The organism is Nocardia gipuzkoensis (assembly GCF_021183645.1).
Taxonomy (GTDB): Bacteria; Actinomycetota; Actinomycetes; order Mycobacteriales; family Mycobacteriaceae; genus Nocardia; species Nocardia abscessus.
On record NZ_CP089225.1, the window covers coordinates 1,333,734 to 1,357,393 of the forward strand.

Annotated in this window: 19 protein-coding genes and 1 tRNA gene; 9 read left to right on the forward strand and 11 right to left on the reverse strand. The window is 69.8% G+C overall.

Annotation, left to right across the window (positions count from 1 at the left end; genetic code table 11):
- Window positions 1–83: 83 nt before the first annotated feature.
- From LTT66_RS06215 to LTT66_RS06225, 3 genes are read left to right on the forward strand one after another with little or no spacing between them, the layout of a single operon-like run.
- Complete coding sequence (locus tag LTT66_RS06215) at window positions 84–1,106, forward strand: iron ABC transporter substrate-binding protein (RefSeq protein ID WP_233065086.1); 1,023 nt, start codon at window positions 84–86, stop codon at window positions 1,104–1,106.
- Window positions 1,107–1,126: 20 nt separating this feature from the next.
- Complete coding sequence (locus LTT66_RS06220) at window positions 1,127–2,662, forward strand: ABC transporter permease (RefSeq protein WP_233065088.1); 1,536 nt, start codon at window positions 1,127–1,129, stop codon at window positions 2,660–2,662.
- Complete coding sequence (locus LTT66_RS06225) at window positions 2,659–3,705, forward strand: ABC transporter ATP-binding protein (RefSeq protein WP_233065091.1); 1,047 nt, start codon at window positions 2,659–2,661, stop codon at window positions 3,703–3,705. Before LTT66_RS06220 ends, LTT66_RS06225 begins: the two co-directional genes overlap by 4 nt.
- Before the next feature lie 103 nt (window positions 3,706–3,808).
- Here LTT66_RS06225 and LTT66_RS06230 read toward each other — a convergent pair.
- Window positions 3,809–3,883: transfer RNA gene (locus LTT66_RS06230), tRNA-Cys, on the reverse strand.
- A 114-nt stretch (window positions 3,884–3,997) separates the two neighbouring features.
- On the opposite strand from LTT66_RS06230, the gene LTT66_RS06235 reads away from it, so the two are divergent.
- Together LTT66_RS06235 and LTT66_RS06240 are read left to right on the forward strand one after the other, a co-directional pair.
- Window positions 3,998–4,549, forward strand: coding sequence for a MarR family winged helix-turn-helix transcriptional regulator (locus LTT66_RS06235; protein WP_181720964.1), 552 nt, complete (start codon window positions 3,998–4,000; stop codon window positions 4,547–4,549).
- Between the two features lie 124 nt (window positions 4,550–4,673).
- Window positions 4,674–5,720 (forward strand): Hsp70 family protein, encoded by a 1,047-nt coding sequence (locus LTT66_RS06240; RefSeq protein WP_233065093.1) that lies wholly within the window; start codon window positions 4,674–4,676, stop codon window positions 5,718–5,720.
- Between the two features lie 36 nt (window positions 5,721–5,756).
- Here the strand turns inward: LTT66_RS06240 and LTT66_RS06245 are convergent, their stop codons facing one another.
- The 6 genes from LTT66_RS06245 to LTT66_RS06270 all read right to left on the reverse strand — a co-directional run bounded on the left by LTT66_RS06245 (window position 5,757) and on the right by LTT66_RS06270 (window position 12,552).
- Window positions 5,757–6,584 carry an enoyl-CoA hydratase gene (locus LTT66_RS06245; protein ID WP_181720966.1) on the reverse strand — a complete coding sequence of 276 codons (828 nt, stop codon included), beginning with the start codon at window positions 6,582–6,584 and terminating at the stop codon, window positions 5,757–5,759.
- Between the two features lie 3 nt (window positions 6,585–6,587).
- Complete coding sequence (mmsB, locus tag LTT66_RS06250; RefSeq protein WP_233065095.1) at window positions 6,588–7,481, reverse strand: 3-hydroxyisobutyrate dehydrogenase; 894 nt, start codon at window positions 7,479–7,481, stop codon at window positions 6,588–6,590.
- Window positions 7,481–8,542: an enoyl-CoA hydratase/isomerase family protein gene (locus LTT66_RS06255; protein ID WP_233065097.1), complete on the reverse strand. Its 1,062-nt coding sequence runs from the start codon at window positions 8,540–8,542 to the stop codon at window positions 7,481–7,483. The genes mmsB and LTT66_RS06255 overlap by 1 nt, the downstream gene beginning before the upstream one ends.
- 220 nt (window positions 8,543–8,762) lie before the next feature.
- On the reverse strand, window positions 8,763–9,905 hold the full coding sequence (locus LTT66_RS06260; RefSeq protein ID WP_195067364.1) for an acyl-CoA dehydrogenase family protein: 1,143 nt from the start codon (window positions 9,903–9,905) through the stop codon (window positions 8,763–8,765).
- Window positions 9,906–9,910: 5 nt separating this feature from the next.
- The gene (locus LTT66_RS06265) at window positions 9,911–11,410 is read right to left on the reverse strand and encodes a CoA-acylating methylmalonate-semialdehyde dehydrogenase (RefSeq protein WP_195067363.1); all 1,500 of its coding nucleotides are present in this window, start codon (window positions 11,408–11,410) and stop codon (window positions 9,911–9,913) included.
- Between the two features lie 167 nt (window positions 11,411–11,577).
- Complete coding sequence (locus LTT66_RS06270) at window positions 11,578–12,552, reverse strand: DUF2157 domain-containing protein (protein ID WP_233065099.1); 975 nt, start codon at window positions 12,550–12,552, stop codon at window positions 11,578–11,580.
- 178 nt (window positions 12,553–12,730) lie between these two features.
- Here LTT66_RS06270 and icmF point away from each other — a divergent pair, with 178 nt between their 5' ends.
- The 3 genes from icmF to LTT66_RS06285 all read left to right on the forward strand — a co-directional run bounded on the left by icmF (window position 12,731) and on the right by LTT66_RS06285 (window position 17,579).
- Complete coding sequence (gene icmF / locus LTT66_RS06275; RefSeq protein ID WP_233065102.1) at window positions 12,731–15,949, forward strand: fused isobutyryl-CoA mutase/GTPase IcmF; 3,219 nt, start codon at window positions 12,731–12,733, stop codon at window positions 15,947–15,949.
- A gap of 94 nt (window positions 15,950–16,043) precedes the next feature.
- Window positions 16,044–17,114, forward strand: coding sequence for an amidohydrolase family protein (locus tag LTT66_RS06280; protein WP_233065104.1), 1,071 nt, complete (start codon window positions 16,044–16,046; stop codon window positions 17,112–17,114).
- A 57-nt stretch (window positions 17,115–17,171) separates the two neighbouring features.
- Window positions 17,172–17,579, forward strand: coding sequence for a DUF3224 domain-containing protein (locus tag LTT66_RS06285; RefSeq protein WP_233065106.1), 408 nt, complete (start codon window positions 17,172–17,174; stop codon window positions 17,577–17,579).
- Here LTT66_RS06285 and LTT66_RS06290 read toward each other — a convergent pair.
- From LTT66_RS06290 to LTT66_RS06300, 3 genes are all read right to left on the reverse strand, one after another.
- On the reverse strand, window positions 17,564–18,361 hold the full coding sequence (locus LTT66_RS06290) for a helical backbone metal receptor (RefSeq protein WP_269821997.1): 798 nt from the start codon (window positions 18,359–18,361) through the stop codon (window positions 17,564–17,566). The two genes, LTT66_RS06285 and LTT66_RS06290, sit on opposite strands and share 16 nt — an antisense overlap.
- A gap of 279 nt (window positions 18,362–18,640) precedes the next feature.
- Complete coding sequence (locus LTT66_RS06295) at window positions 18,641–19,408, reverse strand: SWIM zinc finger family protein (protein WP_233065108.1); 768 nt, start codon at window positions 19,406–19,408, stop codon at window positions 18,641–18,643.
- Window positions 19,405–22,224, reverse strand: a complete 2,820-nt coding sequence (locus LTT66_RS06300) for a DEAD/DEAH box helicase (protein ID WP_233065110.1) — start codon at window positions 22,222–22,224, stop codon at window positions 19,405–19,407. Before LTT66_RS06300 ends, LTT66_RS06295 begins: the two co-directional genes overlap by 4 nt.
- 150 nt (window positions 22,225–22,374) lie before the next feature.
- On the opposite strand from LTT66_RS06300, the gene LTT66_RS06305 reads away from it, so the two are divergent.
- Complete coding sequence (locus LTT66_RS06305; RefSeq protein ID WP_181720977.1) at window positions 22,375–22,737, forward strand: hypothetical protein; 363 nt, start codon at window positions 22,375–22,377, stop codon at window positions 22,735–22,737.
- A 66-nt stretch (window positions 22,738–22,803) separates the two neighbouring features.
- Here the strand turns inward: LTT66_RS06305 and LTT66_RS06310 are convergent, their stop codons facing one another.
- Window positions 22,804–23,622, reverse strand: a complete 819-nt coding sequence (locus LTT66_RS06310; RefSeq protein WP_408638750.1) for a sulfurtransferase — start codon at window positions 23,620–23,622, stop codon at window positions 22,804–22,806.
- Window positions 23,623–23,660: the final 38 nt, after the last annotated feature.

The window sequence follows — 23,660 nt, forward strand, 5'->3', positions numbered from 1 at the left end:
GAACCGTTTCCGCACGTCGAACGCGGTACCTTCCTTAGGCTAGCCTCAACATACGTACGAGGGACGCGGTCGGAAGGACGAGGATGAAGCCGGTCAGATGGAAGACGATTGCCGCCGGATTGGCCGTCGCGGTGACGGCGCTCGGCAGCACGGCTTGCTCCGATTCCTCCGACGACGCGAACGAGATCACCGTCTACAACGCGCAGCACGAATCGCTCACCAAGGAGTGGGCCGAGGCGTTCACCAAGGAAACCGGCATCAAGGTGACGTTGCGCCAGGGCGGCGACACGGCGCTGGGCAACCAGCTGGTTGCCGAGGGCGCGGCCTCGCCCGCCGACGTGTTCCTCACCGAGAATTCGCCCGCCATGGCGCTGGTGGAGAACGCGGGCCTGTTCGCCGACGTGGACGCCGCGACCCTGGAGCAGGTGCCCGCGCAGTTCCGGCCGTCCACCGGCAAGTGGACCGGCGTCGCCGCTCGCTCAACGGTTTTCGTCTACCACAAGAACAAGGTCCAGCCGGGGCAGCTGCCCGCATCGCTGCTCGATCTGGCGCAGCCGCAGTGGAAAGGCCGCTGGGGCGCGGGCGTGTCCGGCGCCGACTTCCAGGCCATCGTGGCGGCCCTGCTCGCGCTGAAGGGCGAGGACGTCACCCGCGCCTGGCTGAAGGGCATGAAGGAGAACGCGACACCCTTCCCGAACAACGTCGCGACCATGAAGGCGGTCAACTCCGGTAGCCCGGACGGCGGCGTCATCTACCACTACTACTGGTACCGCGACCAGGCGAAGACCAAGGAGAGCAGCGCCGACACCGCCCTGCACTACTTCAAGAACCAGGACCCGGGCGCATTCGTCAGCGTCTCCGGCGGCGGCGTGCTGAAGGCGAGCAAGAAGCAGGAGGCGGCGCAGAAGTTCCTGGCCTTCATCGTCGGCAAGGCCGGGCAAGAGGTGCTGCGCGACGGCACGTCGCTGGAGTACCCGGTCGCCGGCGGCGTGGCCGCGAACCCGGCGCTGCCGCCGCTGGCCGACCTGCAGGCCCCGGCCGTCGACCCGTCGAAGCTGGATTCGAAGAAGGTCGCCCAGCTGATGACCGAAGCGGGTCTGCTGTAGTCGTGGCGCTGCGGACCGTTGTGAGGGCACCCAGGGTGGGCAGGCCGGGGCCGGTCGTCACGATCGTCGCGCTGCTGCTGGTGGCGGCGACGTTCGTACCGCTCGGATACATCGTTTCGACGGTCTTCTCCACCGGCCTCGATCAGGCGGCCGAGCTGGTGTTCCGGCCCAGAGTCGGTGAACTGCTCGGTAATACGGCCGCTCTGGTGGTGTGCACCGTGCCGATCTGCGTGGCGCTCGGCGTCGGGCTGGCCTGGGTGGTCGAACGCACCGACGTTCCGGGCAAGTCTTGGTGGGGGCCGGTTTTCGCGGCGCCGCTGGCAGTGCCCGCGTTCGTCAACAGCTATGCCTGGGTCAGCGTCTTCCCGGCCGTGCACGGGCTGTGGGCGGGTGTGGTGATCTCGACGATGTCCTACTTCCCGCTGGTCTACCTGCCCGCGGCGGCGACACTGCGCCGACTGGACCCCGCGGTGGAGGAGTCGGCGCGCGCGCTGGGCTCCGGTCCGGTCGCGGTGTTCGCGCGAATCGTGCTGCCGCAGTTGCGCTTGGCCGTCCTCGGCGGCGGGCTGCTCATCGCACTGCATCTGCTCGCCGAGTACGGCGCCTTCGTGATGGTGCGGTTCGACACGTTCACCACGGCCATCTTCGAGCAGTACCAATCCAGCTTCGCCGGTCCGGCGGGCAGCATGCTCGCCGGTGTGCTCGTGCTGTGCTGCCTGGCGCTGCTCGGGGCGGAGGCCGGGCTGCGCGGCCGGGCGCGCTACGCGCGAATCGGCAGCGGGGCGCCGCGCGCCGCGACTCGGATCCGGTTGGGCGCCGGCACGGTACCGGTCCTGGCCGTGCTCGTCGCGGTGACGGCGGGCGCGCTCGGCGTGCCGTTGTGGACCATTGTGCGCTGGTTGCGCATCGGCGGAACGGCGATATGGGACCTCACCGACATCGGCGACGCACTCGGGCAGACGGTGGCGCTCGCGGCCGTCGCCGCGCTGCTCACCACACTGTGCGCGTTCCCGGTCGCGTGGATCGCGGTGCGTTCCACCTCGGCGTTCGCCCGGCTGGTCGAGGGCGCCAACTACATCACCAGCTCGCTGCCCGGCATCGTGATCGCGCTGGCCATGGTGACCGTGACCATTCGGTGGGCGCCCGCGCTCTACCAGACGGCGAGCATGGTGATCGCCGCATACCTCCTGCTGTTCCTGCCCCGGGCCCTGGTCAGCGTGCGCGCCGGGCTCGCCCAGGTGCCGGTCGGCCTGGAGGAGGCGTCCCGCTCGCTGGGCAAGTCGGGGCCCGCGACGTTCTTTCTCGTCACGCTGCGTCTCGCGGCGCCGGCCGCGGCTGCCGCCGCCGCGCTGGTGTTCGTCGCCGTGGCGACCGAATTGACCGCGACGCTGCTGCTGGCGCCCAACGGAACTCGCACGCTGGCGATGCGGTTCTGGGGCCTGTCCGGCGAATTGGACTACGCGGCCGCGGCACCGTACGCCCTGATCATGATCGTCACCGCCGTGCCGGTGACGTATCTGCTGTTCACCAACTCGCGGAAGGCGGCCGGGATATGAGTCGCGTTGTGGTCGCCGATGTGTCGAAGACCTTCGGTCACACCCGCGTGCTGAGGGAGATCAGTCTCGACGTGCCGGACCGCACCGCGACCGCCGTGGTCGGCTCGTCCGGTTGCGGCAAGACCACACTGCTGCGGGTCATCGCCGGATTCGAGTCGCCGGATACGGGTTCGGTGTCGATCGGCGCGGAAACCGTTGTGGGCGAGCGAGGCACGGTGCCGCCGCAGCGGCGCAACATCGGCTACGTCGCGCAGGACGGGGCGCTGTTCCCGCATCTGACCGTCGGGCAGAACATCGCCTACGGACTCGGCCTGCGCCGCCGCAACCGGCAGCGGGTGCACGAGCTGCTGGAGATGGTCTCACTGGACGCGTCCTATGCCGATCGGCGGCCGCATCAACTCTCCGGCGGCCAGCAGCAACGCGTCGCGCTGGCCCGCGCGCTGGCCCGCAAGCCGTCGGTGATGCTGCTGGACGAGCCGTTCAGCGCGCTCGACGCGGGGCTGCGCGCGACGACCAGGCAGGCCGTGGCCGACACGCTGCGTGCGGCGGGTATGACCAGCATCCTGGTGACCCACGACCAGGAGGAGGCGCTGAGTTTCGCCGAGCAGGTGGCGGTGATGCGGGACGGGCGCTTCACCCAGGTCGGCACGCCGGAGGAGGTCTACGCCACGCCGAAGGACCTGTTCACCGCCCGCTTCCTCGGCGACTGCGTGCTGCTGGAGGCCGTGGTGGAAGCCGACGTGGCCAAGTGCGCGCTCGGGCGGATCCCGGTGCAGCGCAATGCCCCCGCCGGGACCGTGACCGTGATGCTGCGGCCGGAACAGCTTGTGGCTCGCACCGTTTCGGCGGGCGAGCCGGACAGCGGGCAGGTCAGCGCGGTCGAATTCCGCGGCGCCGACGTCATCCTGACGATCGGCCTCGACGGCGCCACCACCCCGGTGCGAGTACGCCGCGCCAGCGTCGACGCTCCGGCCACCGGCCGGCGGGTGCGTCTGGAAGTGCTCGGTTCGGCGGTGGCGTACGCCGAGCCGAATGCCGCCTGAAGCCACATCCAACAGCGGGCTGCCGTGATCATGGACCACCCCGATACGCCTCGAAGTGCTCGGCTCAGCGGTGACGTACACCGAGCCGAGCACCGAGGACATGTGGAGCGAGCGGCGGGAATCGAACCCGCGTAAACGGCTTTGCAGACCGTTGCCTAAACCACTCAGCCACGCCCGCCTCGCCCTAGATAGTGCCCGTGGCGAATAGGCCCGGCCTACCATTGCGCTCACGCTGATCCGAAGGCTGGTCGGATGTCCCCGTCCCCGTGCGGTGGCATGGAATGATCGGAACATGTCTCGGCCACGCCCGCTTCCGAACGACCCGATCGAGGAGGCCCACCGTCAGTGGGTCGGCCACGGCTGGGGCGATGTCGCCGACGGCATGGCAGCGGTGACGTCTCTGGTGCGGGCTCAGCAAATCGTGATGGCGCGGGTGGACGAGGCGCTGAAACCCACCGGGTTGACCTTCTCCCGCTACGAGCTGCTCATGCTGCTCAACTTCAGCAAAACCGGGGCCTTGCCGATGGCGAAAGCCAGCGCGCGCTTGCAGGTGCACCCCACCAGCGTGACCAACACCGTGGACCGGCTGGAGGCGGCGCAGCTCGTCGAGCGCGTACCGCATCCCAGCGACCGGCGCGCTACCCTGATCGAAATCACCGACGCCGGACGCGAATTGGTGGCGAAGGCGACCGAGGAGCTCAACGCGAAGGTCTTCGCGCTTCCCGGGCTCCCGCCCGAACGGCTGCATACCCTCCTGCAACTGCTCGCCGAATTCCGACACGCCGCGGGCGACTTCGACACCGCCGAGGGAACGGCGCGCTGGTCGGCTACGGCCACAGACTAATTCAACGTACCGGTCGGTCGAGTACCTCATCGGACCGACCGTCGAGTGACATACGGGCATCCAACCGGCGAATTGCCGGGCATGCCGTCTTGGCAGCGGAAGCGAAAAGGTCCACCATGGACTCATGGTGCTGGTCTTGGGTGTATCGGCGGGCGCTGGCGGCGCCCATGCGATGCTGACACACTCCGATCAGCCGCACCTACCCCCGATCGATCGCTGCGAAGTGCCGCGGCGCCCGGGCGGTGGCGTCGAGGAATCGGTCTTCGAGGCGATCCGTCAGATGAACCGCGCCGCCCACCGGCGCGACGAACTGATCTCGGGAACGGCGGTGACGTGCCGCTGTCCGCTGCACGCCGACGCCATCCGCGCCGGAGTGGCCGACCGGGGCGTGACCATCATCGACGAACCGCTCGCCCAGCTGCGCTATCTGCGCTTCACCGGGCAGTTGCCGGACAGCGGCTCGGTGATCCTCTACGACCTCGGCAGCTCCGGACTGACCATCACCCACGCGGACTGCCGCACCGACACGATCCTGTCCAGCAAACGCAGCACAGTGCTCGGCGGCGACGGCTACGACACGCTGTTGCGCTGGCGGCTGGCCCGCGACGGCGTGCTCACCGACACGACGACCATCCGGCGTCACCGCGAAGAACTGAGCGACGCGCGGGTGGTCACCGCGATCGACGACGACACCGGCGACCGGACCGTGCTCACCCGCAGCGACCTGGCCGAACTGTGCGCCGCGAGCATCCACCACTCCGCGTCGTTCGTGCGCCAGATCATCGACGAGACCGGCGTGCGGCCGGAGGCGATGGTGCTGCTCGGCGGCTGCACCCGCAGCCCCAGCATTCGCGCCGAACTGGCCGAACTGATCGACCTGCCGATCATCTACGACCCGGAGCCCGAATTCGTCTCCGCGCGCGGCGCCGTGCTGCTGGCCGCCGAACGACGCGGCGGCGTGGTCCGGATGGCCCGGTTGCGCGCCGGAGCCACGCTGGTCCCCGTCACCGTCGACCGGCGCAAGCTCATCGCGGCGGCCGCGGTCACCGTTGCCCTGGGCGCCACCATCGCCGGCCTGCTCGCCACGGACAACGACGCGACCCAGCCGGAAGGAGACCGGGCGCCCACGCCCGCGGAGATCGTCGCGCCCACGCCGGGACGCTTCGGATAGCCTGCGACGGGTCCGCCCGGCCGAGCGGTACCGGCGTCAGCGGTTGGTGAACTTCGCGGGACGCTTCTCGACGAAGGCGCTCATGCCTTCCTTCTGGTCCTCGATCGCGAACAGCGAGTGGAAGACCCGGCGTTCGAACCGCAGCCCCTCGGCGAGGGTGGTCTCGAACGAGCGGTTCACCGCTTCCTTGGCGATCATCGCGACCGGCAGTGACATCGACGCGATGGTCTCGGCCACCTCGAGGGCGGTGTCGAGCAGTTGCGCGGCGGGCACGATGCGCGAGACCAGGCCCGCCCGCTCGGCCTCCTCGGCGTCCATGTTGCGGCCGGTGAGCACCAGGTCCATGGCCTTGGCCTTGCCGATCGCGCGGGTCAGCCGCTGCGAGCCGCCGATACCGGGGATCACGCCCAGCTTGATCTCCGGCTGCCCGAACTTTGCGGTGTCGGCCGCGAGCAGGATGTCGCAGATCATGGCCAGCTCGCAGCCGCCGCCCAGCGCGTAGCCCGCGACGGCGGCGATGGTGGGCTTGCGGAACTGCGCCAGCCGGTCCCAGCGGGCGAAGAAGTCGTCCATGAACATGTCCATGTACGACTTGGGCTGCATCTCCTTGATGTCGGCGCCGGCCGCGAAGGCCCGCTCCGAGCCGGTGATCACGATGGCGCCGATCTCGTCGTCGTGCTCGAGTTCGTCGAGCGCGGCGATGACGTCGTCGAGGACCTGCGCGTTCAGTGCGTTCAGCGCCTTGGGGCGGTTCAGCGTGATCCAGCCGACCCGGCCCTTGCGTTCCAGCAGGATCGTCTCGAACTCACGCCCGCCCGTCGCCCGGCCGTCGCCCGCCACGGAATCGCTCTGCGATGCGTTCATTCCTCATGCACCCTCTTGGTCGGAACGGTTACGGATATCGGTGACGATAGCCGAGAAGTCCCGTCCGGCATCCGTCTGGTTGAAGCGCTCGTAGATCGCCGCGGCGAGCAACCCGAGCTGCCCGTCGATGTTGTTCTCGCGCAATGCGTTCGCGGCCAGACCCAGGTCCTTCGACATCAAGGCCGTGGCGAAACCCGGCTGGTAGTCGTTGTTGGCCGGGCTGGTCGGCACCGGGCCGGGAACCGGGCAGTAGCTGGTCAGTGCCCAGCTCTGGCCGGAGGCGGTGGAGACCACGTCGAAGAACGACTGATGGCTCAGCCCCAGCTTCTCGCCCAGCACCAGCGACTCCGACAGCGCGATCATCGAGACGCCCAGCAGCATGTTGTTGCAGATCTTCGCGGCCTGCCCGACGCCGGAGCCGCCGCAGTGCACGACCTTGCCGCCCATCACCTCGAGCGCCGGGAGCGCGTCGGCGAAGTCCTCGGCGGCGCCGCCGACCATGAAGGTCAGCGTGCCCGCCGCGGCGCCGGCCACACCGCCGGAAACGGGTGCGTCCAGCGCGCGGTGCCCGGCCTCGGCGGCGCGTTCGGCCGCGAGCTTGGCATCGGCTACGTCGATGGTGGAGCAGTCGATGAACAGCGTGCCCGGCGCGGCGACCGGCAGCAGCTCGGCGTACACGTCGAGGACGAGTTTGCCGTTGGGCAGCATGGTGATCACGATGTCGGCCGCGGCGGCCTCGGTGGCCGAACCGACCACGAGCGCGCCGTCGCGCTCGGCCTGCTCCCGCGCCGGGGGCACCGGGTCGAAGGCGAGCACCTCGTAGCCCGCCCGCACCAGGTTGGCCGCCATCGGCCCGCCCATGTGGCCGAGGCCGAGGAATCCGATTCGCTTGCTCATCACGCCACCTCCGGGGTCAAACCCAGCTCTCGATCGCCCAATTCGGCGAAGTATGCGTCCACTTGCGCGTCCGTGACCGCCTCCAGGGTGGCGGGCGACCACTGCGGGTTGCGGTCCTTGTCGATCACCTGGGCGCGAATGCCTTCCACCAGATCGTGCGAGGCCAGCGAGGCGATGGAAACCCGGTACTCCTCGTTCAGCACCGCCTCCAGGCCCGGCGCGGTGCGTGCCGCACGCAGCGAGCGCAGCGTGACCTTCAGAGCGACCGGCGATTTCGCCAGGATCTCGGTGGCCGCCGCCCGCGCTTCCGGCGCGTCGTGCGCTTGCAGCCGCGCGAGGATCTCCTCCACGGAATCGGCCGCGTAGCAGGCGTCGATCCAGCTCTGCCCGGCGGCCAGCGCGGAATCCGGCGCGTCGGTGGCGAACTTGGCGATCGCGATGTCCGCGCTCTCCGAGCGCAGCGTCTCCAGCAGGGCGGGCAGATCCTCGGAGGCGACGAAATAGTCGGCGAAGCCCGCCGCGATGGCGTCGCCCGCGCTCATCCGCGCGGTGGTCAGCGCGACGTGCGTTCCGATCTCGCCCGGGGTGCGGGCCAGCAGGTACGTGCCGCCGACGTCCGGGACGAAGCCGATGCCCACCTCGGGCATGCCGATCTTGGACCGCTCGGTGACGATGCGGTGGCTGCCGTGCCCGGAGAGCCCGACGCCGCCGCCCATCACGATGCCGTCCATGACCACCACGTACGGCTTCGGATAGCGGCCGATCAGTGCGTTGAGTACGTACTCGTCGCGCCAGAACCGCCCGGTGGGCGAATCGGCCCCCGCGGCACCGCTTTTCGCGTCCGCGTGGATCGCGACGATATCGCCGCCCGCGCACAGGCCGCGCTCCCCCGCGCCGGTGACGACCACGGTGCGCACCGCGTCGTCCTCGGCCCAGGCGCGCAGCGCGTCGGTGATGGCAAGGGCCATCGGGTGATTGAGCGCGTTGATGGCCTTGGGCCGGTTCAGCGTGATCAGGCCGAGACCGTCGCGCTGTTCGAAGAGAACTTCAGATTCGCTCATGCTCTGTCCTTTCCGGCACGAGCGGGGCCCTGCGTGGTCACGCTCCGCTGCCGCCTCCGGGCCTGACCGCTCATGCTGTGTCTCCTGCCGGCACGAGCGGGGCCCTGCGTGGTCACGCTCCGCTGCCGCCTCCGGGCCTGACCGCTCATGCTGTGTCTCCTGCCGGCACGAGCGGGGCCCTGCGTGGTCACGCTCCGCTGCCGCCTCCGGGCCTGACCGCTCATGCCGCTCCTACCACCAGTGAGCGGGCGACGACCACCCGCATGATTTCGTTGGTGCCCTCGAGGATCTGGTGCACCCGCAGATCCCGGACGATCTTCTCCACGCCGTACTCGGTGAGGTAGCCGTAGCCGCCGTGCAGTTGCAGGGCTTTGTTGGCCACCTCGAAGCCCGCGTCGGTGGCGAAGCGCTTGGCCATCGCGCACAGCTCGACCTTGTCCGGCGCGTCGGCGTCCAGCGCCGCGGCGGCCCGCCACAGCAGCGTGCGGGCGGCCTCCAATGCGATACGCATATCGGCGAGTTCGAATTGCAGCGCCTGATTGCGCAGCAGCGGCTTGCCGAACGCGTGCCGCTCGGCGAGATACGGAACCGTCTTGTCCAGCGCCGCCTGCGCGCCGCCGACCGAGCAGGCGGCGATATTGAGCCTGCCGCCGTTGAGCCCGTTCATCGCGATGCGGAAGCCGTCGCCCTCCGCGCCGAGCAAGTTCGCCGCCGGGACCCGGGCGTCGGTGAAGATCACCTGACGGGTCGGCTGCGCGTTCCAGCCCATCTTCTTCTCGTTGGCGCCGAAGGTGATGCCCGGTGTGTCGGCGGGGACGATGAATGCCGAGATTCCGCGCGCCCCCGCGTCACCGGTTCGTGCCATCACCACGTAGACGTCGGTGGCGCCCGCGCCGGAGATGAACTGCTTGGCGCCGTTGAAGACGTAGTCGTCGCCGTCGCGCACGGCCTTGGTGCTCAACGCCGCCGCGTCGGAACCGACGCCGGGCTCGGTGAGCGCGTAGCTGGCCAGCAGTTCCATCGCGGTCAGCCGGGGCAGCCAGCGGTTGCGCTGGTCGTCGTCGCCGTAGCGGTCGATCATCCACGTCGCCATATTGTGGATGGAGATGTAGGCGGCGATGGCGGGGCAGCCGGTGGCCAGCTGCTCGAAGATGCGCACGGCGTCGAGCCTGCGCAGCGCCGAGCCGCCCACGTCGTCGCGTACGTAGATGCCGCCGAGGCCGAGCGGGCCCGCCTTGCGCAGCACGTCCACCGGGAAATGCTTCTGCTCGTCCCATTCCAGCGCGTTCGGGGCGAGGAATTCGTCGGCGAAGCCGCGCGCGGTGTCGCGGATCGCCTTCTCGTCGTCGTCGAGTGCGAACATCCGCGTCAGTCCATGGTCGGGATGACGAACGCGTTGCTCTCCTTGAGGCCGGAGGGCCAGCGCTGGGTCACCGTCTTGGTCTTGGTGTAGAAGCGGATGGAATCCGGGCCGTGCTGGTTGAGGTCGCCGAAGCCGGAGCGCTTCCACCCGCCGAAGGTGTAGTACGCGATCGGCACGGGGATCGGCACGTTGATGCCGACCATGCCGACCTGCACGCGCGCGGCGAAATCGCGGGCGGTGTCGCCGTCGCGGGTGAAGATCGCGACGCCGTTGCCGTACTCGTGCTCGTTGGCCAGCCGCAGTCCCTCTTCGTAGTCCTTGGCGCGGACCACGCTGAGCACCGGACCGAAGATCTCCTCGCGGTAGATCCGCATCTCCGGAGTCACCTTGTCGAACAGCGTCGCGCCGACGAAGTAGCCGTCCTCGGCGCCCTCCACGACCAGACCGCGTCCGTCCACCACCAGTTCGGCACCCTCATCGATGCCGATCTGGACGTAGTTGTTCACCCGGTTCACGCCGTCCTGGCCGACCAGTGGGCCATAGTCGGCGCCGGGGTCGTCGGAACGGCCGACGTTGAGCTTGTGCACCCGCTCGGTCAGCTTGGCCACCAGGCGGTCGGCGGTCTCCTCGCCGACCGGGACGGCCACCGAGATGGCCATGCAGCGCTCGCCCGCCGAACCGTAGCCCGCGCCGATCAGCTGGTCGGCAACGTCGTCGAGGTCGGCGTCCGGCATGACGATCGCGTGGTTCTTCGCGCCGCCGAAGCACTGGGCGCGCTTGCCGTTCGCGGTCGCGGTCTCGTAGATGTACTGCGCGATCGGGGTGGAGCCGACGAAGCCGACGGCCTTGATGCGCGGATCGTGCAGCAGCGTGTCGACGGCTTCCTTGTCGCCGTTGACGACGTTGAACACGCCGGCGGGCAACCCCGCCTCGAGGAACAGCTCGGCCAGCCGCAGCGGCACCGAGGGGTCGCGCTCGGAGGGCTTGAGGACGAACGCGTTGCCGGTGGCCAGCGCGGGACCGGCCTTCCACAGCGGGATCATGGCCGGGAAGTTGAACGGGGTGATGCCCGCGACGACACCCAGCGGCTGGCGCATCGAGTACACGTCGATGCCGGTGCCCGCGCTCTCGGTGTATTCGCCCTTGAGCAGGTGCGGGATACCGACGGCGAATTCGATGACCTCCAGGCCGCGCTGGATGTCGCCCTTGGCGTCGGCGATGGTCTTGCCGTGCTCGGAGGACAGCAGGGCGGCCAGCGAATCCATCTCGTCCTGCACCAGGGTCAGGAACTTCATCAGCACGCGCGCCCGCTTCTGCGGGTTGAAGGCGGCCCACACCGGCTGCGCGGCCTCGGCGTTCGCGATGACCGCTTCGACCTCGGATTTGCTCGCCAGCGGCACCCGCGCCTGCACCTGGCCGAGGTTGGGATCGAAGACGTCGCCGAAGTTGCCGGAAGTGCCCGGCACATGCTGTCCGCCGATGAAATGGGTGAGTTCGCGAACCATGCCAGTCCTGTTCTGGTAGCCGATCGGGACACCGCTGCGCGGTATGCGGTCATCCTATAGTTGGATGTCCAAGTATTGACAGGCCGCAGGTCGGATGTGATTCATCCCACGGCTGGGAGCCGACTGATCTGCCCGCGGCTTCCGACCGCACCGGCCAGGACGGCGGTCTATGACTTCACGACCGGATCGGCCTTCTTCTCCCGCCACGGCCGCACGAGGCGGAATGCGCCGAGGCCGAGCGTGATCGCGCCGATCGCCACCACGACGGCCGCGGCGCCCAGCGAGTCGTCGGTCCAGTCCGAGACCGCCTCGCCCGCCGCCAGCGCGATCGCCACACCGCCCCCGATGACGAGCACCGCCGACCGCTGGGTCGCGTACAGGGCGAAGCAGACCAGGGCCACCAGCGCCGTGAGTCCGTACGCCCAGGTCCGGCCGTCGATGTCGACACTCTGCGCGGCGGCGACGGACGTGACGATCGCGATCAGGTATCCGACCCGGATATCGATCAACGCTCCGAGCCTGGTCAGCGCAAACCACACGCCACCGAGCAGCAGCACCGCCACGCTGCCCCAGGTGTCGTCCAGATCGAGCACCTCGGTCAGCAGCCCCGCGACGGCCGCGGGCACGAAACACGCGCAGACCAGCATTCCGACGACCGACGGCAGCGCGAGGTAACCGAGCACCGCGATCACCGCTCCCGCCGCGCACGCGAAAACCCATGCGGCATCGGAGCCGCCGCCCTCCAGCGCCGTGCCGACGGACCCGGCTAGCGCGACGGAACCCAGCGCGAACAGGACCGCCGCCAGCCGGGCGCGGGCGCTGTGCATGCTCGTGCGGCGCGATCGCACGCCGGTGAGCAACACTCCACCGAGCAGCAGACCGGCCGACACGACGGCGAGCACACCCACCCGGACCGGCCGCCCGAGATCGTCCCAGGATGAGGACGCCACGAGGAAGATCCCGCCGAACAGCAGCCCGGCCCCGACATACGCGGCGATCTCGGCCAGCACCTTCCCGCGCGCCACCGCCGACGCCCGCTCGGCGGCGAGCGCGGTGAGCACCGCGTCGGCCTGGCTCGCGGACAGCACGCCCTCGGCGACCAGCCGCCCCAGCGCGGCGCCTGCCCTCTCATCCCTCACCATGCGCCCAGTATGTCCGAGTCGGCCGCCGCCACAACGCGAACCGGACTCGGACCCCCTGGGCAGCCGGGGGGACACGCGGACCGGCACAACTCGGCTCCCTGGCGATGTGATCGCAGTCACCGTAGGATTAGTTTGACGTCCTAGTATCGGGCGCCAATGGACTCGCCGGAGGAATTCCGTGGCCGACAGCAGCGCGCTCTACGCACCCACTCATCCCGTTCGTTTCGTCACGTCAGCGGCCCTGTTCGACGGGCACGACGCGGCGATCAACATCATGCGCCGCATCTTGCAGAGCCAGGGCGCGGAGGTGATCCACCTCGGCCACAACCGCTCGGTCAGCGAGGTGGTCGACGCGGTGCTCACCGAGGACGCGCAAGGCGTCGCGGTCAGCTCCTATCAGGGTGGTCATGTCGAGTACTTCGAATACCTGGCCGACGCGTTGCGGAAAGCCGGAGCCGAGCACGTGCGGATCTTCGGCGGCGGCGGGGGCGTGATCGTCGCGGAGGAGATCGCGCGCTTGGCCGCGTCCGGCGTGACCATCTTCTCCCCCGAGGACGGACAGCGGCTCGGTCTGCCGGGCATGATCAACCAGCTGATCCGCGCGTGCGATATCGACCTCGCGGCCGAGCCGCCGGTGCCGGAGGCGGTGCTCGCGGGCGAGCGCGCCGCCTTGGCCCGCGTCATCACCTGCCTGCAGGCGAACGCGCTGCCGGAGGAAGACCGGCTCGAGTTGGCCGACGCCGCGTCCGCGCGGACCGTGCCGGTGCTGGGCATCACCGGCACCGGCGGCTCCGGAAAGTCCTCGCTCACCGACGAATTGGTGCGCAGGCTGCGTTCGGATCAGCAGGACAAGGTGCGGGTCGCGATCCTCGCGGTGGACCCGACCCGGCGGCGCGGCGGCGGCGCGCTGCTCGGCGACCGCATCCGGATGAACGCGCTCGACGGCGAACACGTCTTCTTCCGCTCGCTGGCCACCCGCGGTGGACGGGAACTGCCGGACAACATCGATCTCATCGTGACCGCCTGCAAGGCAGCGGGATACGACCTGGTCATCCTGGAAACGCCCGGCATCGGTCAGGGTGACGCCGCGGTGACCGATTACGTCGACGTGTCGATGTACGTGATGACGCCCGAGTTCGGCGCCGCCTCCCAGCTGGAGAAGATCGACATGCTGGACTTCGCGGACGTGGTGGCGATCAACAAGTTCGAGCGCCGCGGCGCGGCGGACGCGCTGCGCGACGTGGCCCGTCAGCTGATCCGCAACCGGGAGGAGTTCCACGCCGCGCCGCAGGACATGCCGGTCTTCGGCACCAGCGCGGCGACGTTCAACGACGACGGCGTGACAGCGCTCTACCAGCACCTGACGGGGCTGCTCGCGCAGCACGGCCTGCGGCTCGAGCCCGGCGCCCTGCCCCGGGTGGACACCCGGACCTCCACGCGCTTCGCCCAGCTCATCCCGCCCGCGCGGGTGCGCTACCTGGCTGAGATCGCCGAGACCGTGCGCGGTTACCACGCCGAGACCGCCGCCCAAGCGCTCGCCGCGCAACGGCTGCAACGCCTCGAGCAGGTGGCGGCCGAATTGCCCGGCGACACCGCGGTCGCCGAACTGGCCGAACGCGCCCGCGCCGATCTGACGCCCGCGAACGCCGCGCTGCTGGCCGAGTGGCCCGCGCTCGCCGAGTCCTACCGCGGGGACGAACAGGTGGTCCGCGTGCGCGACCGGGAGATCCACACCCCGCTGCGCCGGGAGACCCTGTCCGGCAACTCGATTCCGCGCGTCGCGCTGCCCCGCTGCACCGATCACGGCGAGCTGCTGCGCTTCCTGCGCGCCGAGCACCTGCCCGGCCGGTTCCCGTTCACAGCGGGAGTGTTCGCGTTCAAACGCGATAACGAGGACCCGGCCCGCATGTTCGCGGGCGAAGGCGATCCGTTCCGCACCAACCGCCGGTTCAAGGTGCTCAGCGAGCATTCCGACGCGAAAAGGCTGTCCACCGCGTTCGATTCGGTGACGCTCTACGGGCACGATCCCGCCGAGCGACCCGACATCTACGGCAAGGTCGGCACCTCCGGGGTGTCGATCGCCTCGCTCGACGACATGAAGGTGCTCTACGACGGTTTCGACCTGACCGCCCCGGCCACCTCGGTGTCGATGACCATCAACGGCCCGGCGCCCACCATCCTGGCCTACTTCCTGAACACCGCGATAGATCAGGCGCTCGATCGTTTCGCGGCCGAGCAGGGGCGGCCACCGACCGAGGACGAGGCGGCCGAGCTGCGCGCGCGAACGCTGGCCACGGTGCGCGGCACGGTGCAGGCCGACATCCTCAAGGAGGACCAGGGCCAGAACACCTGCATCTTCTCCACCGAGTTCAGCCTGCGCATGATGGCCGACATCCAGGAATGGTTCGTGCGCAACGGCGTCCGCAATTTCTACTCGGTGTCGATCTCCGGCTACCACATCGCCGAAGCGGGCGCGAACCCGATCAGCCAGCTGGCCTTCACCCTCGCCAACGGATTCACCTACGTGGAGGCCTACCTCGCGCGCGGTATGCACATCGACGACTTCGCGCCGAACCTGTCGTTCTTCTTCTCCAACGGGATGGACCCCGAGTACTCGGTGATCGGCCGGGTGGCCCGGCGCATCTGGGCGGTCGCCATGCGGGATCGCTACGGCGCCAACGAACGCTCGCAGAAGCTCAAGTACCACATCCAGACCTCCGGCCGGTCACTGCACGCGCAGGAGATGAACTTCAACGACATCCGCACCACGCTGCAGGCGCTGATCGCGATCTACGACAACTGCAACAGCCTGCACACCAACGCCTACGACGAGGCGGTGACCACCCCGACCGAGGAATCGGTGCGCCGCGCGCTGGCCATCCAGCTCATCATCAACCGGGAGTGGGGCGTCGCGATGAACGAGAACCCGCTACAGGGCAGTTTCCTGGTGGACGAGCTCACCGATCTGGTCGAGGAGGCCGTGCTGAGCGAGTTCGAGCGGATCAGCGAACGCGGCGGCGTGCTCGGCGCGATGGAGACCGGCTACCAGCGCGGCAAGATCCAGGACGAATCGATGCGCTACGAACAGCGCAAGCACGACGGTTCGCTGCCGATCATCGGGGTGAACACCTTCCGCAACTCCCACGACGAGCCGCACCGGGAGCTGGAACTGGCGCGCGGCACCGAGGCGGAGAAGCAGTCCCAGTTGCGGCGGGTCCGCGAGTTCCAGCAGCGCAACCGGGATGCCGCGCACGCCGCGCTCGCCCGGCTCGAAGCCGTGGCCCGCACCGACGACAACATTTTCGAGGTCTTGATGGAGGCCGCGCGGGTATGCACGTTGCAGCAGATCACGGACACGTTCTTCACCGTGGGAGGGCAGTACCGCCGCAACGTGTGAGGACCGGGCCGGGTCCCGCCGATAATCCGGCCCGGCCCGCCCGGAGCGTGTGACAATCGCCGAGCAAACCTTCGGCGTGGTTGGGATGGCAGACATGGATCTTTCGGAAATTCGGATCATCGACGCGCACATCCACCAGTGGGATCCGTTCACCACACCCCGGGATTTCAGTGCCTTGGCGAAATTGCTCCGGCTGCTGCCGGTGCCGGTGGACGCGGCGAAACGCCTCGCACCGCGGCGGGATCGCGAGTTCGTCGGGGATCCGGTCGCCTATCTGCGGCCCTACCTTCCGTTCGACTACCGCGCCGACGCCGGCAACGCGCCGGTCGAGGTGGTCGCGCACATCGAGGTCGAATGGTCGCAGCCGGGACCGCTGGGCAAGGCCGGGGAGACCGCCTGGGTGGCGGGGCTGCCGCTGGAGGCTGCGCCACGCCTCGGCGCGATCCTCGCGGGCGGCGACCCGGCGGCGCCGGGGTTCGCCGAGCTGCTGGATGCGCACGCGGCCGCGTCACCGCTGCTGCGCGGCATCCGCACGATGGCCGCCCACCACCCCGATCCCGGCGTGCGGTCGTTCACCCACACGCCGGGCAAGCTCACCACCAAAGCCTTCCTGGACGGCTTCGCCCAGCTGGCCGAGCGCGGCCTGTCCTTCGAAGCGTGGGTGTACTCGCACGCTATTCCCGACGTCACCACGCTGGCCGAGCGCTATCCCGAAGTGCCGATCGTGCTGAACCACCTCGGCACGCCCGCGGGGATCTTCGGCGGCGTCGGCAAACACACCGGCCGGCATCCGGGACTGCGCAGGGAACTCCTGGTGCGGTGGCGCGACGATCTCGCCGCCCTGGCCGCGCGGCCGAACGTGGTCGCGAAGGTGAGCGGTCTGATGATGCCGATTCTGGGGCATCCGATCCCGCCGCGCGGCACGCCGACGCCCGCGGCGGACCTGCTCGACCGGATCGGCCCGCTGGTCGAGCACGCCCTGGACGTCTTCGGCGCGGACCGGCTGATCTGGGGCTCGAACTTCCCGGTGGACAAGCCGGTCACCAGCATCGCGAACAGCATCGAGGCTGTCGCTGCCGCCGTCACCGGCCACGGCGGCGGACCGGCGGAACTCGCGCAGGTCTTCCGGACCACGGCGCAGCGCGTGTACCGGATCGCGGACTGAGTGGCGGAAGCCGCGCAGCTGCCGATGCTGTCGGCCCTCCTGGCTAGCATCTGCCGCGTGAAAGTTACCGGCACCTTCTCCGTGAGTTCCTTCGACCCGACCGAGGTGGTGCCCGATCCCACGATCACCACCGCGCTGCCGGTCGGTGTCGCCCTCATCACCAAGCAGTTCGGCGGCGCGATCGATGGCCGCTCGTCGACTGTCTTCACCGCGGCGTTCGACCAGGCCACGGGCGTGGGCAGCTATACGGCGATGGAGTCGTTCGAGGGGGCGCTCGGTGGCGTCGCGGGCACCTTCAATTTCTTGCACGTCGCGAGCACCAGCGGCTCCGACCGCACGAACGAGTTCTGCGCGATCGTCCCCGGCAGCGGTACCGGCGACCTCACCGGTATCACGGGCACCGGCGGACTGAGCGTGGACGCCGATGGCACGCACCACATCTGGTTCGACTACGAACTGCGTTGAGCCGCCCGCGCCAGTTGCGCGGTGAGCGTGGCGCGAGCGGTCACCAACGACGGCCCGTACCAGGTGAGGGCACGGCCCTCCACCAACGCGACCGGGATGTCCGCAAAAGCCTCGGGTCCGTCGTTTTCGGTGAAGACATAGGGCTCGTCGGGAAGCACAGCGAGGTCGACGCCCGCGGTGAGTTCGGCCTCCGACACGTGCGGATAGCGGGCGGGGCGATCCGCATGCACCAGGCGCAGGCCCAACCGACGGGCTATGTCGCCGGTGAAAGTGTTCCGTCCGACCACCATCCACGGATCGCGCCAGACCGGGATGACGGCGGCGCGAACCGATACGGGTGGTGGTGGCGCCCAAGCGGATTCGGCTCGGCGCAGCCATGCCGGGATGTCGGCGCCGAGCGCCTCCACGCAGAGCCGGGTGAGCGACACGATGGCCTCGTCGACGGTCTCTATCGCGGTCACCCACACCGGGATTCCCGCCGCGCGCAGGCGTTCGACGTCGATGCGGCGGTTCTCCTCCTTGTTGCACAGCACCAGGTCGGGTGCGAGTTCGACAATGCGCCGCACGTGCGGATTCTTGGTGCCGCGAACCCGCTCGACCGCCAGATCGGCTGGGTGCGTGCACCATTGTGTCGCGGCGACCAGCACCTCCGGACAGGTGTGCGCCACCGCTTCGGTCAGCGACGGAACGAGCGACACCACCCGGCGCGGCGGTGTGCGGACGTCCACCGGAGTTCCGAGGTCGTCGCGAGGCAACCCGCCCAAGGGACTCTTCCCTGCCACACTGTCAGCCTATCCGAACATTTGCCCTGTTCGGGCCCCTTCTCCGGCGCCGGGCGCGGCCGTGCGACGATCCGGTGGCGCGCGGTGGCGGTTCGGCAAGTTCGGCGCAAGGGCAGTGTGCGGGCGCTGTAGGGCAGTTCCGTATCGGGGTCGAGCGGCGGGAGACTTGATAAGGCACCCGGCATCGGGAAGTCTCCGGTCCCTTCGCTCCGCCGGTCTAGATCCCGCCCCGACAGTCCGGCGGTAACCGTCAGCCCCGATGCTGGGTGCCGACCAATGTCAGCGGTCGAACCGCTGATACAGCGCGGTGAGCTCGCGCAGTCCGGTCGCGGCGGTCGTCTCGTCGGCCGAGGTCATCCGCAGCGCCCTGCGCAGCAGCACCGGATCCAAATCCTCGGGCGCAGGCCGGAATTCGACACTGGGCAGATCCGGCAGAGGGATGTTTGCACCATACGGGTCGTCGGAAACGGGCGGTCCCGGTTCACGCTCGATACCGCCGATCAGTGTGTCCAGGTCGAGTCCGCGCAGAGTCAGGATCTCGCGCGGGTGTTCGTCGAGCCGTTCGGCCAGCAGATAGCAGACCGCCGCCACGTGCTTGCACGGCCAGCCCGGGTCGGGGCAGGTGCAGGTGAAATCCAGCTCCGCCGCGGTGCTCGGCAGCAGCAGCGGCCCGAGCCCGGTCGGCAATGCGCCCGAGGCGATCTCGGTCAGCATGCCGGGTGCCGAGCGGATGGTCTCGATGAGCTCCGCGATCTCTTCCTCGCGCAGCGGGCGCACGGTGAACACCGCGGTGAACGGGCGCGGTTGGCTGCCTTGCACTTCCGCCGTCACCGCACCCGGCTCGATCCGGTAGTTCACCACCTGGCCCGACCTGGCGTAATTGCGACCGCGCGCGAGCCGGCCCGGCTCCGCCATCCGCTCGACCGAGTCCACCAGGGCCTTGCCCCACCAGGTGCGCCCGAAGCCACCGCGCCTGCTGCGTGCTTCCACTCCGCCGCGCACCGGCCGCTTCTTCCCGTACTCGGAGTAGTCGACGAAGGGACTCATTCGCCCACCGCCGCCGCGCCGAGGGCGAACAGGTCGCGCAATTCATCGGTGCTCAGCTCGGTGATCCAGTTCTCCCCCGCGCCGACGGCCAGATCGGCGAGTTGCCGCTTGCCGTTGATCATCTCGTCGATCCGCTCCTCGATGGTGTCCACGCAGACCAGCTTGCGCACCTGCACATCGCGCCGCTGGCCGATCCGGAACGCGCGGTCGGTGGCCTGGTTCTCCACCGCGGGGTTCCACCAGCGGTCCAGGTGGACCACGTGATTGGCGGCGGTGAGGTTGAGCCCGGTGCCGCCCGCTTTGAGCGACAGCAGCATCAGCGGCGGTCCGTCCGGCGCCTGGAACCGGGTGACCATCGCGTCGCGCTTCTTCTTCGGCACGCCACCGTGCAGGAACGGGATCTCGGCGCCGAATCGCTCGACCAGATACGGCGCCACCAGCTCGCCGAATTCCCGGAACTGGGTGAACAGCAGAGCCTTCTCGCCATCGGCGAGCACCGCCTCGAGCACGTCTTCGACCAGGGCGAGCTTGCCCGATCGGTGCGCGCCGCGGTGCAGCACGCTCGACCCGTCGGCCAGGAAGTGCGCGGGATGATTGCACACCTGTTTGAGCCGGGTGAGCGCGCCGAGCACGGCGCCCTTGCGGGCCATGCCCTTCGCGTCCTTGATTTTGGCGAGCATGTCGTCCACGACCGCCTGGTAGAGCGCGGCCTGCTCGACGGTCAGGTTCGACCGCACCGTCATCTCGAATTTCTCCGGCAGGTCGCTGATCACCGCGGGGTCGGTCTTCACCCGGCGCAGCACGAACGGCTGGGTGAGCCAGCGCAGGCGGCTGATCGCGTTCTGGTCGCGCTCGCGTTCGATGGGCACCGCGAAGCGCGCGCGGAACGACTGCGGGCTGCCGAGCACCTTCGGCATCGCGAAATCCATGATGGAGCGCAGCTCTTCCAACCGGTTCTCCACCGGGGTGCCGGTGAGCGCCAGCCGATGTCGCGCGCGCAGCGACCGCGCCGCCCGCGCCTGCCGTGTTCCCGCGTTCTTGATGTGCTGCGCTTCGTCCAGGACGACGCGGGCCCAGTGCTGCCTGCCGAGTTCCTCGGCGTCGCGCGCGAGCAGCGCGTAGGTGGTGACCACCAAGTCCGCGGCGGCGACCGTCTCGTCGAGTTCGGCGCCTGCCCGCCGTCCCGCGCCGTGATGCACCCACACCCGCAGGTCGGGCGCGAACCGCTCCGCCTCGCGCTGCCAGTTCCCGACCACCGACATCGGGCACACCAGCAGGGTGGGGCCGGGCGGCTCGGCCGCGGCTTCGGCCGTCTCGCGCTCGTGCACCAGCAAGGCGAGCACCTGGACGGTCTTGCCGAGGCCCATGTCGTCGGCCAGGATCGCGCCGCAACCCATCCGGCTCATGGCGGCCAGCCAGGCCAGGCCGCGTTCCTGATACGGGCGCAGCTGGGTCTTGAGTCCGACTGGCGCGGCGACCGCTACCGGCTCGCGCGCGCGGTCGAGCAGGTCCGCCGCCCACCCCGAGGCCGTGACCTCGGTGATCGGCACCCGCGGCACCCGGGAGACCGCGATCTCGCCGAGCATGTCCGCGAAGGTGACCGGCGAGTCGTCGGTGTGCGCGGCGACGTAGCGGGCCGCGGCGGCCAGCGCCTTGTGATCGGCCTGCACCCACTGACCGCGCAGCTGGACCAGATCGGACTTGCCGCGCACCAGCCGCTGCATCTCGGCCGCCGTCAGCACCATGTCGCCGAGCGCGAGCTCCCAGCGGTAGGAGACCAGGCCAGGCAGACCGACGGTGCTCTCCGCGGCGGGCACCGCGCTGTCCACCCGCAGCCGCATGCTCGGTTCGGCGACATTCCACGCGCGCGGCAGCAGCAGGTGGACTCCCGCGGCGTGCAGGGCGTGCGCGCCGTGCGCGACCAGGTCGAGCACCACCTCGGTGGGTAACAGCAGATCCATGCTGTGCGGATCGCTCGGCAGGTCGCGCAACCTCGGATACGCGCGCTGCGCCGCGCCGAGCTTGTCCACCGCGATCCGCAGCAGGTTCGGATCCTCGTGCAGCGGCACGGTTCTGGGCGCCTCGCCGGTGACCCGCAGACAGACCTCCAGCCGCCACAGCGCCACCGACTCGTCGGCGACGCCGAGTTCGCCATCCGGTTCGAGCAGGCGCAGCACCAGTTCCGGTTCGTCGCCGGTCAGGCTGGCCCGCCAGCGTTCCAGCAGCTCGGCGACCTGATAGCTGCCGTTGTCCAGCGGAGTGTCCCCGGCCAGAGCGGCCACCAGGGGATGCGGCGAATCCGGCAGGTCGGCCAGCGCCCGCGCGATCGGATCGGTGAGCTCGGTGACCATGTCGTCGAGCAGCGCCGCCGGACGCCCGGCCACGCGCAGGGCCTGCGGCATGGCGACCGCGAGTTCGGCCAGCCAGGCGCGTTGCCGCTCGCCGCCGACAAGCCGCCAGCGCACCCACCACTGGCCGTCCTCGCGGCGCAGCTCCGGCACGACACGCCCGGCGCGCACCCAGCGTTCGATGCCGTGGGCGACGTGCGCGAGGAAACGCAGATCCCCCGAGACCAGCTCGGCGGGCAGCCGCTGCCGCAGGGCCGCGACGGCCGCGACGGGAGCCAGCGCGTGCGCGCGCACCTGCTCGGTCGCGGCGACGCCGTTCGCGACCACCAGGACCTCCGCACGGTGCCGGAACTTCGACGCCCGCAGCACGCTGCCCAGCGGATCGGGGAGCTCGGCGGACGACGCGGCCACCGGCGAGTCGTGCCAGAGCAGCAACCCGGATCCCGGCGACCACAGTCCGTGCAGCATCAGCCCATCCAAGCAGGCTGGTACGACACGGCCGCACCCACCGCGGCCCGACCGTTGTGGATTTCTGCGCGATACCGGAACATACTGGAATATCCGCAGGTCATCGCAGAATAACCGCAGCTTTGTGGCAAGAGAAGCGGAGGAAGCAGCATGACGATTCTGCTCCAGGTTCTCGAGCAGAGCTTCACCCCGACGACCGCGTGGGAACGGCGCAAATTCACCTTCGTGCACGCCGACAAGATCGTCGGCATGCGGCTCGACGGGCAGGCGGGCGTGTGGCTGGACCTGTCGCGGCCAGGTGAATCCCAGCGGCTGGCCCGCACCGCCGACCCGCGCGAGGCGATCACGTTCCTGCTCACCGCCTTCGCCAAGATCGCCGAATGCGAGGAGCGCGGCGGCTCGTGGGTGATCGGGCACGACGGGATACACGTCGAGTCGATCGCGGCCACCCGATTCCCGCCGCCGGCGAGCGAGGTCGCCGACGACGATCTCCTGGCTCGCGCCTGGCTGTAGGACCGTTCGGCGCGGGCGAGCCGCGACCACCGCCTCCTGCGTGAACCCTCGCGGCGCGGGCGCGTGCTAGCTGCCGGTCGCGACCGGCCGTTTGGCATCGTTCGACCACTGCGACCACGACCCGGGATACAGGGCGGCCTCCAAGCCCGCGACGGCCAGCGCCGCGATCTGGTGGGCGGCCGTCACACCGGAACCGCAGTACACGGCCACGGGCCCGGACCCGAAACCGGCGAAGCGCTCGCGCAGCTCCTCCGCGGCGCGGAAGCGCCCCTCGGCGTCGAGGTTGTCGGCGGTCGGAGCGCTCAGCGCGCCGGGAATGTGCCCGGCGCGGGGGTCGATCGGTTCCACGTCACCGCGGAAGCGCTCGCTCGCCCGCGCGTCCAGCAGCACGCCCTTCCAGCGCGCCGCCGCGTCGGCGTCGATCACCGGCAGGTGGCCGGGGCTCAAGACGACATCCCCCGGTTCGGGGTCCGTTTCGGCTCCGGTCGCGACCGGGCCGCCCGCGGCGATCCAGCCGGGCAGCCCACCATCGAGAATGCGCACGTCGGCGATACCAGCCCAGCGCAGCAGCCACCAGGCTCGGGCGGCGGCCATGCCGCCGGTCGCGTCGTAGACGACCACGGGGTCGCCCTCGCACAGCCCCCAGCTGCGCGCGCACTTCTCCAGCTGCGCGAGATCCGGCAGCGGGTGCCTGCCGCGCGCGGGTGAGGGCGGCGCGGCCAGTTCGGTTTCCAGGTCGACGAACACAGCGCCGGGAATGTGCCCGGCGAGATAGTGCTGCGGCCCGTCCGGGTCGCCCAGCGCCCATCGGACATCCAGTAGGCGAAGCCGCTTGTCCGCCAAAGCTTCCCGCAGCTCGCCCGGTGAGATCAGTACCGCGCTCAACTCAGCTCCTCGTCCCGAATCGCGTCCTCGCGCACCGA

Coding starts and splice junctions, on each gene's coding strand:
- LTT66_RS06215 (WP_233065086.1), top strand. CDS start 84: ATGAAGCCGGTCAGATGGAAGACGATTGCCGCCGGATTGGCCGTCGCG.
- LTT66_RS06225 (WP_233065091.1), top strand. CDS start 2,659: ATGAGTCGCGTTGTGGTCGCCGATGTGTCGAAGACCTTCGGTCACACC.
- LTT66_RS06235 (WP_181720964.1), top strand. CDS start 3,998: ATGTCTCGGCCACGCCCGCTTCCGAACGACCCGATCGAGGAGGCCCAC.
- LTT66_RS06240 (WP_233065093.1), top strand. CDS start 4,674: ATGGTGCTGGTCTTGGGTGTATCGGCGGGCGCTGGCGGCGCCCATGCG.
- LTT66_RS06245 (WP_181720966.1), bottom strand. CDS start 6,584: ATGAACGCATCGCAGAGCGATTCCGTGGCGGGCGACGGCCGGGCGACG.
- mmsB (WP_233065095.1), bottom strand. CDS start 7,481: ATGAGCAAGCGAATCGGATTCCTCGGCCTCGGCCACATGGGCGGGCCG.
- LTT66_RS06255 (WP_233065097.1), bottom strand. CDS start 8,542: ATGAGCGAATCTGAAGTTCTCTTCGAACAGCGCGACGGTCTCGGCCTG.
- LTT66_RS06260 (WP_195067364.1), bottom strand. CDS start 9,905: ATGTTCGCACTCGACGACGACGAGAAGGCGATCCGCGACACCGCGCGC.
- LTT66_RS06265 (WP_195067363.1), bottom strand. CDS start 11,410: ATGGTTCGCGAACTCACCCATTTCATCGGCGGACAGCATGTGCCGGGC.
- LTT66_RS06270 (WP_233065099.1), bottom strand. CDS start 12,552: ATGGTGAGGGATGAGAGGGCAGGCGCCGCGCTGGGGCGGCTGGTCGCC.
- LTT66_RS06280 (WP_233065104.1), top strand. CDS start 16,044: ATGGATCTTTCGGAAATTCGGATCATCGACGCGCACATCCACCAGTGG.
- LTT66_RS06295 (WP_233065108.1), bottom strand. CDS start 19,408: ATGAGTCCCTTCGTCGACTACTCCGAGTACGGGAAGAAGCGGCCGGTG.
- LTT66_RS06300 (WP_233065110.1), bottom strand. CDS start 22,224: ATGCTGCACGGACTGTGGTCGCCGGGATCCGGGTTGCTGCTCTGGCAC.
- LTT66_RS06305 (WP_181720977.1), top strand. CDS start 22,375: ATGACGATTCTGCTCCAGGTTCTCGAGCAGAGCTTCACCCCGACGACC.